The organism is Pseudarthrobacter sp. MM222, assembly GCF_947090775.1.
Lineage (GTDB): Bacteria > Actinomycetota > Actinomycetes > Actinomycetales > Micrococcaceae > Arthrobacter.
Map to the genome: position 1 here is coordinate 3513038 of NZ_OX352321.1, position 15001 is coordinate 3528038.

The following is a 15001-nucleotide window of genomic DNA, read 5'->3' on the forward strand; positions in this document are numbered from 1 at the left end:
CTACTACTTCCGCTCGGAGGTCGTGGAGGGGTTTGTGGCCGACTTCTTATCTGATTTCTTGTCCAGGAACGCCTGCATGCGGTCAAACTTGGCCTGGGACTCAAAGAGGATGCCCTGGGCGAGCTGGTCGATCAGGGGATGGGACTCCGCGGGGGCGTGGAAGACGGACTTGGTGATCCGCACCGCCAGGGGGTCCTGCCGGGCGATCCTGTCGGCGAGGGCGTGGGCTGCGTCCATCAGCTCAGGGGACTCGTGGATCTCCGTGATGAGGTTGACCGCGAGGGCTCGCTCCGCGCGCAGCACGGCTCCGGCTAGCAGGATTTCCTTGGCCACAGCCTCACCCACCAGCTCCTTGAGCCGCCAGCTGGCACCGGCCGCGGCCAGGATGCCCAGACCCGTTTCGGGATTGCCGATCCGGACGCCGGGCGTGCCGATCCGGAAGTCCGCGGCGTACGCGAGTTCGGCGCCCCCACCGAGGCAGTAGCCGTCGAGGGCGGCGATGACCGGCAGCGGAAGCCTGGCGATCCGGACAAAGATGGTGGAGTTGATGCCCTGCAGCGCATCGTCGCGGCGGCGTTCGCGGAGCTGGCCGATGTCCGCACCGGAGGCGAAAACGCCGTCCGTACCGGCGATGATGAGCACCTTGGGGACCTGCTCCAGGTAGGCGCAGACCAGGTGGAGTTCATCGACCATCTGCTGGTCAATGGCGTTGCGGACTTCGGGACGGTTGAGCAGCACCACCAGCCGGTCCGCGCGCTCCTCAACCTTCAGGGTGCCGAAGTCGTCCGGGTTGAGCCCCGCGCCGGCGGCCGCCACTAGACCCGCTCCAGCAGCATGGCAGTACCCTGGCCGACACCGATGCACATTGTGGCGAGGCCAACGCCAGCATCCTCGCGTTCCATCCGGCCAAGCAGGGTGATGGCGAGCCGCGACCCGCTGGAACCGAGCGGGTGCCCCAGCGAGATCGCCCCGCCATCGCGGTTCACGATCTCCGGGTCCAGGCCGAGCCGCCGCATGCTGGCGAGTGACTGGGTGGCGAACGCTTCATTGAGCTCGACGGCGCCGAGGTCACCGGCGCTGAGGCCGGCCCTGGCGAGCACCTTCTGTGTGGCGGGGACGGGGCCGATGCCCATAATCTCCGGTTCGCAGCCGGCCGAGGCACCGTCGATTATGCGGGCCCGGGGCGTGAGACCGAAGCGTTTGATCGCGGCTTCGGAGGCCACGATGATCGCGGAAGCACCGTCATTGAGGGTGGACGAGTTTCCGGCCGTGACAACCGACCCACCGGCAACGACGGGGCGGAGCCCGGCGAGGACGTCCATGGTGGTCCCGGCGCGGGGACCCTCATCGGTATCCACGACGGTCTCGCCCTTACGGGTCCTGACGGTCACCGGGACGATCTCCCCGGCGAACCGGCCCGCGGCGATGGCGGCGAGGGAACGCTCATGCGAGCGGACCGCGAACGCATCGGCGTCCTCGCGGGAGATGCCGTCGATGCGGGCGACCTCCTCGGCCGTCTCCGGCATGGAGTAGGTCATCTTGCCCCCGCGGGCGAGCTCGCCCTTCTGGAACTGCGGGTTGACGAACCGCCAGCCGATGGAGGTGTCAAATATTTGGCCCGGCTTGGCGAAGGCCGTCTGTGGTTTTTCCTGGACCCACGGGGCCCGGCTCATGGATTCAACGCCGCCGGCGATCACGATGTCCGCCGCGCCGGACTTGATCATCTGGCTGGCCTGAATGATGGCGCTGAGGCCCGAGGCGCACAGCCGGTTCACCGTGATGCCGGGGATGTGCAGGGGCAGCCCGGCCAGGATGGTGGCCATCCTCGCGACGTTGCGGTTTTCCTCTCCGGCGCCGTTGGCGTTGCCGAGGATCACCTCGTCAATGGCATCCGGGTCGACGCCGGCGCGGGCCACGGCCTCGCGGACCACGAGCGCCGCCAGGTCGTCGGGACGGACGGCGGAAAGCGCTCCGCCGTAGCGGCCGACGGGCGTGCGGGCCCCGCCCACGAGAAATGCCTGTGGTCCTGCAACTGCTGATGCCATGGGTACACCCTTTCCGCGATTAACGTCTCTGTCATCGAAAGCCAAGCGAACGGTCAGTGGCGGCGGCAGGCGCTGGCCGGCGGCGGCGGTCGGCGCTGGCCGGCAAGTGCACTAATTTACCGACCGTTCGTTCTATAAAGATTACACGGCAGGGCAGGGCGGTCAACCGGACCGCCGCAGGGTTACGCGACGACGACGCCGAGGTGACCGGCCAGCAGCGGCGCCAGGAGTCCGAGCTGGTATTCGTCAATCACGAGGCCGGCCAGGCTGCCCAGTCCGCTGAGAATGCGGAAGTCCGTACTGCGGAGGTCGAAGTCCTTGAGTTTTGCGCCGGTCACATCGAGGGTGCCGATGGTGCAGTTTTTAAGCGACACGCGGATTGCAGTAGCGGATCCGAGATCCAGCTCGTTGATGATGCAGTCGCTGATCTGCACATCAGCCACCTTGGAGCCGCGCAGGTTCAGGTAGTCGAGTTTGCCGCCGTCGATCCGCACCGACTGCCAGCCGCTTTCATAGAGTTCGGCGGACCCCCAGCGGGGGTTGCGGATCTCGACGTCGCGCAGGCTGCTCCGGGCCGCGGTGAAGACCGGGGCGTACAGCTCGGACAGGATGCAGTCCCGGAAGCTGGCACCGCGCAGCTGGGTCTCGTTGAAGGAGGCGCCGGCGAACTCGCACTCGGCGAAGTCCGTGCCGCTCAGTTCCAGGCCGTCGGCGAGTGCGCGGCTGTACCGGACGCCGTCGTACCGCTCCCCCCGCCGGAAATCCGGCGACGGGTCCTCCCGCAGGTCGTTCAGGCGGACGGCTGCCAGCCGCGGCGCCGTGACCTTGGAGGCCCTGGGTGCGCGGGAAACTGCTGCCATCAGAGCGACTCGGCCTTGACCGCAATTTCTGCCAGGTCCTTGGCGAGGGCCTTACGAGTGATCCGCATGCCCATGGGCCCAAAAACGGCCATGAGAACCTTGCTGAGCCGCGTCGGCTTGAGCGCTTCGGCACCGAACGTCAGGGTGACGTCCGTGCCGCCGTCCCGCTCGTCCAGCGCGAAGCGGGTGGTGTAGTCGGCCCCGCCCTGCAACGCCTTCACCGTGGTGCTCCGCGGAGGGTCAGCCTGGGCAACCCACAATTCCACGGTTTCGGCGCGCCCCATCATGGTGCGGGTTTCCTTCCAGCGGGTGCCCTCCCCGTAGGGTCCGTCGGTGAGCATCTGGATGGAGTCGATCCCGGACAGCGTTGCGGCCGAGCCGGGGATGTCCGAAATGACCGCCCATACCTTGTCCGCCGGGGCGTTGATGTGCTGGGTAAGGCTGGTTTTGTGGTCCATGACTTCGAGCCTAGCCGGGTGCGGCGGAAAAATTCATCCTTTTCCACGGCCCGCCGGGGGCCCCTTGAATTAGTAAGTATGCTTTGTGTTATGGTGAAACCTCGTTGAATTTCAACCGGAAACGAAAGGTGGCTTACACCATGGGTATCGGAGACAAGATTCAGAACCAGGCAGAGCACCTCGGCGGCAAGGCCAAGGAAGCTACGGGTAACGCCACGGATAACGACCAGCTGCGGGCCGAGGGCCAGAAGGACCAGGTTGTTGCCGACGCGAAGAAGGTCGGCGAGGACGTCAAGGACTCCTTCAAGAAGGATTGATTTGCAGAACGGCGGCGCCGGACTTTCCTTTGGGGGAAGGCCGGCGCCGCTTTTTTGTGCCGCCCCAGGGCGACGAAAAAAGCGGGCACTCCCGGAGGAGTGCCCGCTTTTTTGTTCGACGAGAGCCAGGGGCTAGCTGAAGAGCTCGCTCTTGGGTTCGTTGTTCTTGACCTTCTGCCAACCGAGCCACAGCACGATTGCGAAGAACGGGATAGTGGCCAGGGTCCACAGTCCGAGGTGGAACACCTCTCCGGTCTTGCTGGTCATGGTGTCGAAGCCGATCAGCACGGTGATGGCCAGGAGGGCGACGAGGCCCGCCCAGCTGGTCCAGGGTGAACCCGGCATCGGCAGGCTCGAGACCCGTCCCTTTTGGTGGCGCAGCGCGATCTGGCTGGCGAAGATGGCGCCCCAGGTGAAGATAACACCGATGGAGGCCGTGTTGAGCGCGAGGTCGAAGGCGTGCGAGCCACCGAGCCAGATGTTGAGCATGATGCCCACGAGGTAGAAGGCGGCGATGGCGAGGATCGCCATGTACGGCACGTGCCGTGAGGACATCCGGGTCAGCCATTGCGGGGCGTGGCCGTTGTTGGCCATGGTCCGGAAAACGCGGCCGATCGAGTACAGGCCGGAGTTGCAGGAGGAGAGCGCCGCGGTAATGACGATCATGTTCATGACGTCGCCGACCCAGCCGAGACCCATCTGCCCGAAGACCGTGACGAACGGCGACACCCCGGCCTTGTACTGGTCGGACGGCAGCAGCATGGCCAGCAGCAGCACCGAACCGACGTAGAACACGACGATGCGGAGCACGACGGCGCGGATCGCCTTGGGCACTTCACGCTTGGCATTCTGCATTTCACCGGCGGTGATGCCGACGAGTTCGATGCCGTTGTAGGCGAAGATGACCGCGTTCAGGACGAGCACCATCACGAGGGCACCCTTGGGGAACATGCCGCCTTCGTCGTGGAACAGGTTCGCCACGGATGCGTTGCCGTCGCCCACCCGGGCGTTGGTGACCACCATGAAGGTGCCGACAGCCAGGAAGATCACAATGGCGCCGACCTTGAGGCAGGACGCCCAGAATTCAAACTCGCCGAACGCCTTGACGCTGAGCAGGTTGACAGCGACAAGGAGCGCGAGTGCGGCTATGGCGGACGCTTCGACCGGCACATTGGGGAAGAAGAACTGGAAATACAGGCCGATTGCGATGAGTTCGGCGATGCCCGTCATACCCCAGTTGATGAAGTACATCCAGCCGGCAACGAAGGCGCCCTTCTTGCCGAACATCTCCCCGGCATAGCTGACGAAGGAGCCCGAGGTCTGGCGGTACATGATGAGCTCGCCCAGCGCCCGCATCAGCAGGTACGCGATGACGCCGGCAATGGCGTAGGAGAAGATCAGAGCCGGGCCGGTCGAGGCCAGGCGTCCGCCGGCTCCCATGAACAGGCCGACGCCGATGGCGCCGCCCATGGAAATCATGGTCACGTGGCGGCCACTCAGGGTCTTCTTGTAGCCCTCGGCGCTGAGGGTCGAGTCGACGGCGGGTTGCGCCGGCGCGCTCTTAAGTTCTGTGGGGGTAAGTGATGGCACAGGTGTTCCTTGTAGGTCGGAGTGTTGCCGGGACTGGACCGGGATCCGGATACACAAAATTCGATGAATTGTCCTGGGGGGACAACAACGTGTACCGAACCTCACAAAGGGTCGAAGCTTCGCGCGGCTCAACTATCGTACTAGGTTTGCCGGCCTGACGTGACGCGGACAACACCAATCGCGATACACCGCTAATTAAGGACGGCGCTGCGTCCGTTTCGCAGAATATTGTTCTGCCGGACGCCGCACGTTGGCGCCCTGACGGGGCAGCGGTTCGCCTCCCGGCTCAGGCGCTGAGCGCGACGGACTTCCTGTGCCGGGCCTTCGCCAGCCGGGTACCGATCAGCCCCTGCCTGGGACTGAACAGGTAGACAAGGGCGAACGCGGCCCCCTGCGTCAGGACTACCATCGCGCCGGACGCGGTATCGAGGTAGTAGCTGAGGTAGATGCCGGCGACGGAGCACACCGCGGAAACGACCGGGGCAATCACCAGCATGCGGGAGAACCGGTCCGTCAGAAGGTAGGCCGTGGCTCCGGGGATGATCAGCATGGCAACGACCAGCACCACACCCACGGTCTGCAGCGCCACGACGGAGGTCAGCGCCAGCAGGCCCAGCAGCAGGGCTCCGAGGCGCTTCGGAGACAGCCCGATCGCGTGCGCGTGCGTGGGGTCGAAGGCGTACAGCGTCAGGTCACGCCGCTTGAGGATCAGGATGGTGAAGGCGACCACCCCCAGCACAAGGACCTGGATAAGGTCGGGGATGCTGACGCCGAGCAGGTTGCCGAAGATGATGTGGTTCAGGTCCGTCTGGCTGGGGGTGACGGAGATGAGCACCAGGCCCAGGGCGAACAGCGAGGTGAACACGATCCCGATCGCGGCGTCCTCCTTCACCCGGCTGGTGTTGCGGACCACGCCGATCAGAGTCACCGCAATCAACGCGAACACCAATGCCCCCAAAGCGAAGGGCGCCCCGACGATGTAGGCGAGCACAACGCCCGGCAGCACGGCATGGGAGACGGCGTCACCCATCAGGGACCAGCCAATCAGCACCAGCCAGCAGCTCAACACGGCGCACACGATGGCCGCGAGCGCAGTCGTGGCGATGGCGCGGACCATGAAGTCGTAGCCCAGCGGTTCCAGCAGGATATCGAAGAGGTCCATGGCTCAGCTCCTGCCTTGCGGGTTCGAAGGGTCAAGTCTGGGGAGATCCCGGTGCGGAAGGTCGCGGTTGAGGACGTCGAGGCCGAAGGCCATCGCCAGGTGCTCTGGCTGCAGGACCACCTCGGGCGGGCCGTGCATCAGGACCCTGCGCATCAGGAGCACGGCCTCGTCGCAGAGTTGGGGCAGGGCGTGAAGGTCGTGGGTTGAGATCAGGATGGTGCAGCCGTCCGAGGCGAGCTCCTTCAGCAGGCGGGTGATGGTGGCCTCGGAGCGCTTGTCCACGCCCGCGAACGGCTCGTCCAGGAGCATCATGGTGGCTCCCTGGGCGATCCCCCGGGCCACGAAGGCGCGCTTCTTCTGGCCACCGGAGAGCTGGCCGATCTGCCGGTTGGCGAATTCGGACAGTTCCACCCGGTCCAGGGCGAGGTCGACGGCGGCGCGGTCCGCCTTGGACGCGCGTCGGGTGAAGCCCTGGTGCCCGTAGCGGCCCATCATCACCACGTCGCGGACGGACAGCGGGAACTGCCAGTCCACGTCTTCGCTTTGCGGGACGTAGCCGATTCCGCCTTCTTTGCGTGCTTTGGCGGGCGGTTCGCCGTTGATCAGCACTCTGCCGGCGTCGGGTTTGATCATTCCCATGATTGCCTTGAAGAGCGTGGACTTGCCGGAGCCGTTCATGCCCACCAGACCGCAGATCCGGGCAGCGTCAAGGGACAGCGACGCGGCGTCGAGCGCCAGGACCTCGCCGTAATGGACGGTGACGTTTTCCACCAGAATGGCCGGATTGCTCATGATGCCGCTCCCGTCAGGCCTTCGGTGATGACTTTCGAGTCGTGCCGGATGAGGTCCAGGTATGTGGGGACCGGCCCGTCCGACTTCGAGAGCGAATCCACATAGAGGACCCCGCCGAACGTCGTACCTGTGGCTCCGACGACCTGGCGCATCGGGGCGTCGGAGACCGTGGACTCGCAGAATACGGCTGGGACCTTGTTGGCCTTCACGAATTCGATCGCCTTGGTGATCTGCTGCGGGGTGGCCTGCTGTTCGGCGTTGACGGCCCAGATGTAGACCTCCCGGAGGCCGGCGTCCCGCGCCAGGTAGGAGAAGGCTCCCTCGCACGTCACGAGGGCCCGCTGCGCCTCGGGGACGGTCGCGAGCTTCTGGACCATCTCGTCCTTCACGGACTGCAGCTTGGCCTTGTACGCCGCGCCGTTCGCTTCGAAGGCCGCCGCGTTGTCCGGATCGAGCTTCGAGAACGCCTCCACCATGTTGTCCACATAGATCTGGACGTTGACCGGCGACATCCACGCGTGCGGATTCGGTTTGCCCTGGTAGGAGTCTTCACTGATGGACATGACTTCCACGCCTTCGCTCACCACGGCGTGCGGAACGTCCAGGCCCTCGACGAACTGGGCAAACCACGCCTCCAGGTTCAGGCCGTTGTCCAGGATCAGGTCCGCCTTGGACGCCTTTCGGATGTCCCCGGGGGTGGGCTCATAGCCGTGGATTTCAGCTCCGGCCTTGGTGATGGACTCGACCTGCAGCTTGTCGCCCGCCACGTTCTGCGCGACATCGGCCAACACCGTGAAGGTGGTCAGCACCACGGGTTTCTCGGCCGTGGAACCCTGCCCCAGGGAGGCACCCCCGCAGGCGGCCAGGGACAGGCACAGAAGAATGGCGACGACGGCGGCTCCGGCGGTGCGGAGGCTACAGATTCGGGCGGCAGCTTTGGCGCACCGAAACGAAAGTTTAGGCATACCGAATATTGTACTTGCCCTTGGCGCCCGGCGTCGGCGCTAGGCTGGTGGCATGGGCACCGCTCTCCGCACACCACCCGCTCCCCGGCCGGAGCTCTACCGGTTCTCCCGGCTCGATCTCACCACCGCCGGGCTCTACGTTGCCGTGGCCGCATTCTTTACCCTGGCCGGCGAGTTGCTGGCCCCGCTGATGCTCCAGATTTCGGGCAACCCGGCGGTGGCGTCCTATTCGGTCAACCTGCTCTTTTACGGAACCATCGGTGTCCTGGCAGTGGCCGCGGCGCGGAAAATCGCCGTGCGCGACCTCCGCGTCCTGGCCACGAGACCGTGGTTTACGCTGCTCATGATCCCGCTGGCGGTTGTGGTCATGATGGTCCTCACCGCGATCCTCGTTGCCCTCAGCGGGCCCGTCCAGACCTCCGCCAACCAGGCCGGGCTGCAGGCCCTCATGCAGCAGGTTCCGGCTTGGCTGATGGTCCCGCTGCTGGTGGTGGTGGGCCCGTTCGTGGAGGAGTACATCTTCCGTCACCTGCTGATCGGCAAGCTCAGCCGGCGGGTCAATATCTGGATCTGCTGTGCCCTGTCTGTGGTGCTGTTTGCGGCCCTCCACATTGTTGGCCAGGAAGACCTGACCCTGCCGGTGCTGATGCCCTACGTCGCGATGGGCGCGGTGCTGGTGTTCGTCTACGTCTGGACCGGCAAGAACGTGATGTTCTCGTACTTCGTCCACGCCTCGAAGAACCTGCTGGCCGTCATCTTCATCTACGCCATCCCGCCCGAGGTTCTGGAGCAGCTGCAGCGCATGCAGGGCTGACGCGGCAACAACAGCGCCCTGGCTCTTCCGGCGGGAGGGCCCGGCGTCGTAGGTTCTTTCCATGACACTCAACATCCAGATCGCCGTGGACTGCAGAAAACCCCATGAGCTTGCCGACTGGTGGGCCGAAACCCTGGAATGGGCCGTGGAGCCGCAGGACGAGGACTTCATCCGCTCCATGATCGACCAGGGTTTTGCCACCGAAGACGAAACCTCGCGGCACAACGGCAAACTCGTGTGGCGGGACGGCGCCGCCATCCGCCCGCCGGACGAACTGGACGCCAAGTCCCCCGCACGCCGCATTCTCTTCCAGACGGTCCCGGAGGAAAAGACCATCAAGAACCGGGTGCACTGGGACGTGAGGCTCGCGGGTGCGGACAAGGACGCGGTGCGGGCTGCGCTGGAGGCACGCGGCGCGAAGTTCCTGTGGACCGCCAGCGAGGGGCCGCATTCCTGGCACACCATGGCGGACCCGGAGGGCAACGAGTTCTGCATCAGCTGACGCGATTACTAGACTCGGACAGTGAGCAACGAAATTCCCGCCAAGGTATCCGACGTTTTTGACCCCACCCGGTGGCGCACCGTGTCCGGTTTCGACGACTTCCAGGACATGACGTACCACCGGCAGGTGGAGCGCGCCGAGGACGGCACCGTGGTGCGGGACCTGCCCACGGTCCGCATCGCCTTCGACCGGCCCGAGGTCCGGAACGCGTTCCGCCCCGGCACCGTGGACGAGCTCTACCGCGCCATGGACCACGCCCGGATGACCCCGGACGTGGCCACCGTCCTGTTGACGGGCAACGGCCCCTCCCCGAAGGACGGCGGCCACTCGTTCTGCTCCGGCGGGGACCAACGGATCCGCGGCCGCGACGGCTACAGGTACGCCGAGGGTGAGACGACGGAGACGATCGATCCGGCGCGTGCCGGCCGGCTTCACATCCTCGAGGTCCAGCGGCTCATGCGCACCATGCCCAAGGTGGTCATCGCCGTCGTGAACGGCTGGGCAGCCGGCGGCGGGCACTCGCTGCACGTCGTCTCGGACCTCACCATCGCCTCCCGCCAGCACGGCAAGTTCAAGCAGACCGATGCCACGGTGGGCAGTTTCGACGCCGGTTACGGCTCGGCGCTGCTGGCCCGGCAGATCGGCCAGAAAGCTGCCCGGGAGATCTTCTTCCTGGCCCGCGAGTACTCGGCTGACGACATGGTCCGGATGGGCGCCGTCAACGAGGCGGTGGACCACTCCCGGCTCGAGGAGGTGGCACTGGAATACGCGGCCGACATCGCACGGCAGTCACCGCAGGCCCTCCGGATGCTGAAATTCGCCTTCAACCTCGCCGACGACGGCCTGGCGGGCCAGCAGGTCTTCGCCGGCGAAGCCACCCGGCTGGCCTACATGACGGACGAGGCGGTGGAAGGCAAGGAAGCCTTCCTCGAGAAGCGCGATCCCGACTGGTCGCAGTTCCCCTACTACTTCTAAGGCCACCTGTGACTTCAGCTGGAAAGATTGAACCCGCCCTCGCGGCGCTGGCCGCCGCCCTCCGCGGCGAGGGTCCCGCCGTCGAACTGTCCGCCGGCCCGGACGGCGCGCCGGTAGTCGAGTTCGTTGAAACCCCGGGTTTCGAGGACGCCGCCGTCGTGGTGCGGACCTCCGGCTCCACCGGCACGCCCAAGGCGACAGTGCTGACCGTGGATGCGCTGGCGGCCTCCTCGATGGCGACTGCGCTGGCGCTCAAGGGCGAGGGCCAGTGGCTGCTGGCGTTGCCGGTGCAGTACGTGGCCGGCGTGCAGGTGCTGGTCCGCTCGCTTTTCGCCGGAACCCGGCCCTGGGTCATGGACCTCAGCGGCGGCTTCACCCCGGAGGCCTTCACCGCCGCCGCACTCGAACTGACGGACAAAATCCGGTTCACCTCGCTCGTTCCCACCCAGCTGCAGCGGCTGCTGGACTCCCCTTCGGCCGACACGCTCGCGGTGCTGCGCCGCTTCAACGGGGTGCTGCTCGGCGGCGCCCCGGCGGCCCCGGAGCTGCTCGCCTCGGCGCGGGCGGCGGGCGTGCGGGTGGTGACCACCTACGGCTCCGCCGAGACGTGCGGGGGCTGTGTTTACGACGGCGTGCCGCTCGACGGCGTCGAGGTCCGGCTGGCCGCCGACGGACGCATCCTGCTCGGCGGCGCCACCGTGGCCGCCGGATATCTTGATGCCCCGGAACTCACCGCGGAGGCGTTCGTGGAGGACGGCGGGGTCCGCTGGTACCGCACGAACGACCTCGGCGAACTGGACCGTGATGGCAGCCTGGTGGTTGCGGGCCGGGCGGACGACGTCGTCATCACCGGCGGTGTGAAGGTGTCCGCCGGGCACGTGCAGGCCGAGCTGGAGAAGCTCGACGGCGTGCTGGCGGCCTTTGTGGCCGGCGTCCCGTCGGCCGAGTGGGGCCAGGCCCTCGCCGCCTATGTGGCGCTTGTCGACAGCTCCCCGGAGAGCATTGCGGACTTCACCGCTGACGCCGCCTGGGCGCCGGGGCTGGGCCAGCTGGCCCCGAAGACGGTGCTCGCCACCGGCGAACTCTTGATGCTGCCCAACGGGAAACCCGACCGGCTGGGCATGACGGTTCGGCTCACCGAGCTGCATCAGGGAAAATAGATAGGCCGGGCACTCCCGGCGTCGCCGAACCAACACGAGGTACTGAACGTGGCCACAGCCGCTCAATGGATCCAAGGCGCCCGTCTGCGCACCCTGCCCGCCGCGATCGCGCCCGTCCTGATCGGTACCGCCGCCGCGTTCGAGATGGGCGCCTTCCGCCCGCTCAACGCCGTGTTGGCCGCACTCGTTGCCCTGCTGCTTCAGATCGGCGTGAACTACGCCAACGACTACTCGGACGGCATCCGCGGCACCGACGAGGACCGGGTGGGCCCGATGCGGCTCGTCGGCTCCGGCGCAGCCAAGCCCGAACAGGTCAAGTACGCGGCATTCGCTGCGTTCGGTCTCGCGATGCTGTTCGGTCTCGCGCTGGTGATCATGACCCAGACCTGGTGGCTGATCCTCGTCGGCCTCGGCTGCGTCCTCGCGGCCTGGGGCTACACGGGGGGCAAGAACCCCTACGGCTATCTGGGCCTGGGCGATGTGTTCGTGTTCGTCTTCTTCGGACTCGTCGCCACGCTCGGAACCACGTACACACAGGCCGGCCAACTGAGCCTCGCGGCCATCATCGGCGCCATCGGCACTGGCCTGATTGCCTGCGCCCTGCTGATGGCCAACAACGTCCGCGATATCCCCACGGACCGGAAGGCCGGGAAGAAGACCCTGGCGGTGCGGCTCGGGGACAAGCATGCCCGGGAAAGCTACGTGCTGATGCTCGCCGTCGCCATCCTGCTGGTGATTGTGCTGGCGCCGGGACGGCCCTGGATGCTCATTGTGCTGCTGCTTATCCCGGCCAGTCTGATGCCATCCTGGCTGATGATCGCGGGCCGGCGGCGCAAGAGCCTGATTCCGGTGCTCAAGCAGACCGGGCTGATCAACCTCGGCTACGCCGTGCTGTTCTCGCTGGGACTCGTGCTGAGCCACGGGTTCTAAGCCCGGGGCTTCGCCCTGCGTTTGGCCGCGCGCGCGCGGCCGCGCCCTAGCCGCGTATTGGGCGGCGGCCGCGCCCTAGCCGCGTATTGGGCCGCGGATTGGGCCGCGGTTTCTAGGCATCCTTGGGGCGGTTGACCGGCTGGACGGTGATGTCCGGATGTGCGTCGACGAGACGGTCTTCGGCGTCGGCGTCGGCGACTTCATTGGCCGAACGCAGCGGCTTGGCCTTGCCCGAGAAACGACTATGGAGCGTTGCCGTCGCCGCATCGCGTTGTTTCTGGAAGAAAAGGTAGCTGATGGCGAAAGCCATCATGCCGGCGCAGAGGACGGCGAGCAGCCAACCCAACTGCAGGTAAATGAACAGCACGAACAATGGCACGAACAGTGCGAGCCGGATCAGGGAGTATTTGAGGAAGGCCACACTCCAAGTTTAGCCGCCGGCGGCCGGCCCATCCGGCCAAGCGGCCCATGGGACTCTCTGCACCGGGCCGCTGCCTCGCGGACCGGGAACACCTGGCAACGCCGGAGACTCACCCTGACGCTAGACTGATTACATGCTCCGTGTAGTGGTCACCGTCGCCGTTCTCGTCGTATTTGTCTACGGACTCGTCGACGTGATTCGCACTGACCCACGCCAGACCAAGGGCATCTCGAAGCCGGCCTGGATTGTGGTGCAGATCGTCCTTCCGGTGATCGGTGCCGTCCTGTGGTTCCTCATCGGACGCCCCCGCGGCACCGGCCCAACCCCTGCCACCTACAGCCACCCCGTGGCGCCCGACGACGACCCGGACTTCCTGCGCAACCTTGAACTCCGTCGCCGCAACCAGGCCGAAGCGGATCGGCTCAAGAAGCTCAAGGAAGAACTGGACGCCAAGGACCGCAAGCTCGGCGACGGCGACGGCCCAGCCGGGAGCCACGACGCCGAATCCGGCGAGACCCACGGCTCCGGCGACGCCGGCACGCCGGGCACCGACGAGGTCAAGTAAGGCGTTCCTGCCTCTTCCTTGCCAGCATTTCCTTCCACGGCCGGACCACGCCGGCTACGTCCGCAGCCCGATTCGTTGCCGGAACCCCTCCCGTTTGCCGCATCCGGCCGGAATCCGCGAGGCTGTAGCGGCCGCTTTTGGTGAATCGCCGTCCCCGGCCGCGCCACGCTGAGGTCCGCGGCAGGTGGCCAGGTCCGGCCCGGGATGCGCCGCGCGTTTCTCGCCCGTTTGCCGCATCCGGCCGGAATCCGAGGAGCGGTAGCGGCCCCTATCGGTGAATCGCCGTCCCCGGCCCGCGCCACCGAATGGATCCCGCGGCTGCCGACTCCTCCCCCACACCCTGCCCGCGCTGTGGACAACCGCTGAGGCCTTCCGATGTCGGCGGAGAATGCTCACATGCGCCGTCCCCGAGAGCTTCCCAGTCACCTCCGATGCCAGCCCTTCACGGTGTCCCAGGCTCGCTCCGCCGGGCTGAGCCGGCGTCGGACGCGCGCCGCCGACTTGGTGACCCCCTGCCACGGAGTACGCGCCACAGCCTGCGCCGGCGAGGGCCTGCTGGAACGTGTTCGTGCCCTCACCTGCGTTACCGGCGCCGTCGTGAGCCATGCCTCGGCCGCGGTGCTCTGGGGATTCCCGTTGCCACTCGCGCTGCAACATCTGGTGCTTATCCATCTGACCGTTCTGCCGGGGAGGCGGGCTGTTCGACGCAGGGGTGTAGTGGGTCACCAACAGGCCCTCCAGCCCGAGGAGATCACGCCGGGACGTCATGTGGCCTGCACGTCTCCACTGCGGACTTGGTTCGACCTCGCGGGAATCCTCAGCCTTGATGAACTGGTGGTTGCCGGAGATTTCCTGCTGCGACGGAGAAACCCGTTGACCACCCAGCGGGAACTGGATGCCTACCTCGACGGCAAGCGGGGATACCCGGGCTACCGGCGGGCCATGCGAGCCCTGGCGCTGATCCGGGCGGACACCGACTCGCCCAAGGAGACCGAATTGCGCCTGCTTTTGCTCCGTCATGGGCTGCCTGAACCCGACATTAACGCCCCGATCTTCGACCAGTCCGGCGGCTGGATCCAGGACCCGGATCTTTCCTATGACAATGAGAAAGTGGCGATCCAATACGACGGTGGCCACCATGCAACGCCAGCACAGCGCCGAAGCGACATTTTCCGGGATGAGAACGCCAAAGACGCCGGCTGGCGCGTCGTTGTCCTGACTCAGTGGGACTTGACGCCCTTCGCGCCGGGGATGGAGCCGAGTGCAGTGACCCGCGTCCGGGCGGCACTGAGGGAGCGCGGCTGGGCACCCGCCGACGCGAAGAATCCGAAGCCAACCCGGGCGCCAGCCCGCCCATCTGACACAAATGGCCGCTAAGCGAGGTCACTTAGCGGCCGTCCGTGGCAAATCGAGGCGTCCGGGCCCGGTGTAAAGGCCGCCCGGCT

Annotated in this window: 17 protein-coding genes; 8 read left to right on the forward strand and 9 right to left on the reverse strand. The window is 66.4% G+C overall.

The features are described 5' to 3' along the window. Positions 1-3: 3 nt before the first annotated feature. From OM977_RS16050 to OM977_RS16065, 4 genes are all read right to left on the reverse strand, one after another. Complete coding sequence (locus OM977_RS16050; protein ID WP_264354890.1) at positions 4-816, reverse strand: enoyl-CoA hydratase/isomerase family protein; 813 nt, start codon at positions 814-816, stop codon at positions 4-6. Further along, positions 816-2045: a thiolase family protein gene (locus OM977_RS16055; protein ID WP_264354891.1), complete on the reverse strand. Its 1230-nt coding sequence runs from the start codon at positions 2043-2045 to the stop codon at positions 816-818. The genes OM977_RS16050 and OM977_RS16055 overlap by 1 nt, the downstream gene beginning before the upstream one ends. A gap of 182 nt (positions 2046-2227) precedes the next feature. Continuing rightward, on the reverse strand, positions 2228-2905 hold the full coding sequence (locus tag OM977_RS16060) for a pentapeptide repeat-containing protein (RefSeq protein ID WP_264354892.1): 678 nt from the start codon (positions 2903-2905) through the stop codon (positions 2228-2230). Next, on the reverse strand, positions 2905-3363 hold the full coding sequence (locus OM977_RS16065) for an SRPBCC family protein (protein WP_264354893.1): 459 nt from the start codon (positions 3361-3363) through the stop codon (positions 2905-2907). The genes OM977_RS16060 and OM977_RS16065 overlap by 1 nt, the downstream gene beginning before the upstream one ends. A 140-nt stretch (positions 3364-3503) precedes the next feature. Between OM977_RS16065 and OM977_RS16070 the strand changes: the two genes are divergently transcribed. Further along, a complete protein-coding gene (locus tag OM977_RS16070; RefSeq protein WP_264354894.1) occupies positions 3504-3680 on the forward strand; it encodes a CsbD family protein in 177 nt (58 codons plus the stop codon). Between the two features lie 132 nt (positions 3681-3812). Here the strand turns inward: OM977_RS16070 and OM977_RS16075 are convergent, their stop codons facing one another. The 4 genes from OM977_RS16075 to OM977_RS16090 all read right to left on the reverse strand — a co-directional run bounded on the left by OM977_RS16075 (position 3813) and on the right by OM977_RS16090 (position 8189). Further along, on the reverse strand, positions 3813-5270 hold the full coding sequence (locus tag OM977_RS16075; protein WP_264354895.1) for an amino acid permease: 1458 nt from the start codon (positions 5268-5270) through the stop codon (positions 3813-3815). Positions 5271-5556: 286 nt separating this feature from the next. Continuing rightward, positions 5557-6432, reverse strand: a complete 876-nt coding sequence (locus OM977_RS16080) for a metal ABC transporter permease (protein ID WP_264354896.1) — start codon at positions 6430-6432, stop codon at positions 5557-5559. 3 nt (positions 6433-6435) lie between these two features. After that, positions 6436-7224, reverse strand: a complete 789-nt coding sequence (locus OM977_RS16085) for a metal ABC transporter ATP-binding protein (RefSeq protein ID WP_264354897.1) — start codon at positions 7222-7224, stop codon at positions 6436-6438. Then, complete coding sequence (locus OM977_RS16090; RefSeq protein WP_264354898.1) at positions 7221-8189, reverse strand: metal ABC transporter substrate-binding protein; 969 nt, start codon at positions 8187-8189, stop codon at positions 7221-7223. Before OM977_RS16090 ends, OM977_RS16085 begins: the two co-directional genes overlap by 4 nt. Before the next feature lie 52 nt (positions 8190-8241). Between OM977_RS16090 and OM977_RS16095 the strand changes: the two genes are divergently transcribed. From OM977_RS16095 to OM977_RS16115, 5 genes are all read left to right on the forward strand, one after another. Beyond that, a complete protein-coding gene (locus OM977_RS16095) occupies positions 8242-9003 on the forward strand; it encodes a CPBP family intramembrane glutamic endopeptidase (protein WP_264354899.1) in 762 nt (253 codons plus the stop codon). Between the two features lie 61 nt (positions 9004-9064). Beyond that, positions 9065-9505 carry a VOC family protein gene (locus OM977_RS16100; RefSeq protein WP_264354900.1) on the forward strand — a complete coding sequence of 147 codons (441 nt, stop codon included), beginning with the start codon at positions 9065-9067 and terminating at the stop codon, positions 9503-9505. A gap of 21 nt (positions 9506-9526) precedes the next feature. After that, complete coding sequence (locus OM977_RS16105; protein WP_264354901.1) at positions 9527-10480, forward strand: 1,4-dihydroxy-2-naphthoyl-CoA synthase; 954 nt, start codon at positions 9527-9529, stop codon at positions 10478-10480. Positions 10481-10488: 8 nt separating this feature from the next. Then, positions 10489-11640 carry an AMP-binding protein gene (locus tag OM977_RS16110; protein ID WP_264354902.1) on the forward strand — a complete coding sequence of 384 codons (1152 nt, stop codon included), beginning with the start codon at positions 10489-10491 and terminating at the stop codon, positions 11638-11640. Between the two features lie 48 nt (positions 11641-11688). After that, positions 11689-12570 carry a 1,4-dihydroxy-2-naphthoate polyprenyltransferase gene (locus OM977_RS16115; protein ID WP_264354903.1) on the forward strand — a complete coding sequence of 294 codons (882 nt, stop codon included), beginning with the start codon at positions 11689-11691 and terminating at the stop codon, positions 12568-12570. 112 nt (positions 12571-12682) lie between these two features. Here the strand turns inward: OM977_RS16115 and OM977_RS16120 are convergent, their stop codons facing one another. Continuing rightward, positions 12683-12991, reverse strand: a complete 309-nt coding sequence (locus tag OM977_RS16120) for a DUF4229 domain-containing protein (protein ID WP_264354904.1) — start codon at positions 12989-12991, stop codon at positions 12683-12685. A gap of 133 nt (positions 12992-13124) precedes the next feature. On the opposite strand from OM977_RS16120, the gene OM977_RS16125 reads away from it, so the two are divergent. Together OM977_RS16125 and OM977_RS16130 are read left to right on the forward strand one after the other, a co-directional pair. Then, complete coding sequence (locus OM977_RS16125) at positions 13125-13556, forward strand: PLD nuclease N-terminal domain-containing protein (protein ID WP_264354905.1); 432 nt, start codon at positions 13125-13127, stop codon at positions 13554-13556. Between the two features lie 717 nt (positions 13557-14273). Then, entirely contained in the window at positions 14274-14933 is a 660-nt protein-coding gene (locus OM977_RS16130) for a hypothetical protein (RefSeq protein ID WP_264354906.1), read from the forward strand. Positions 14934-15001 lie beyond the last annotated feature (68 nt).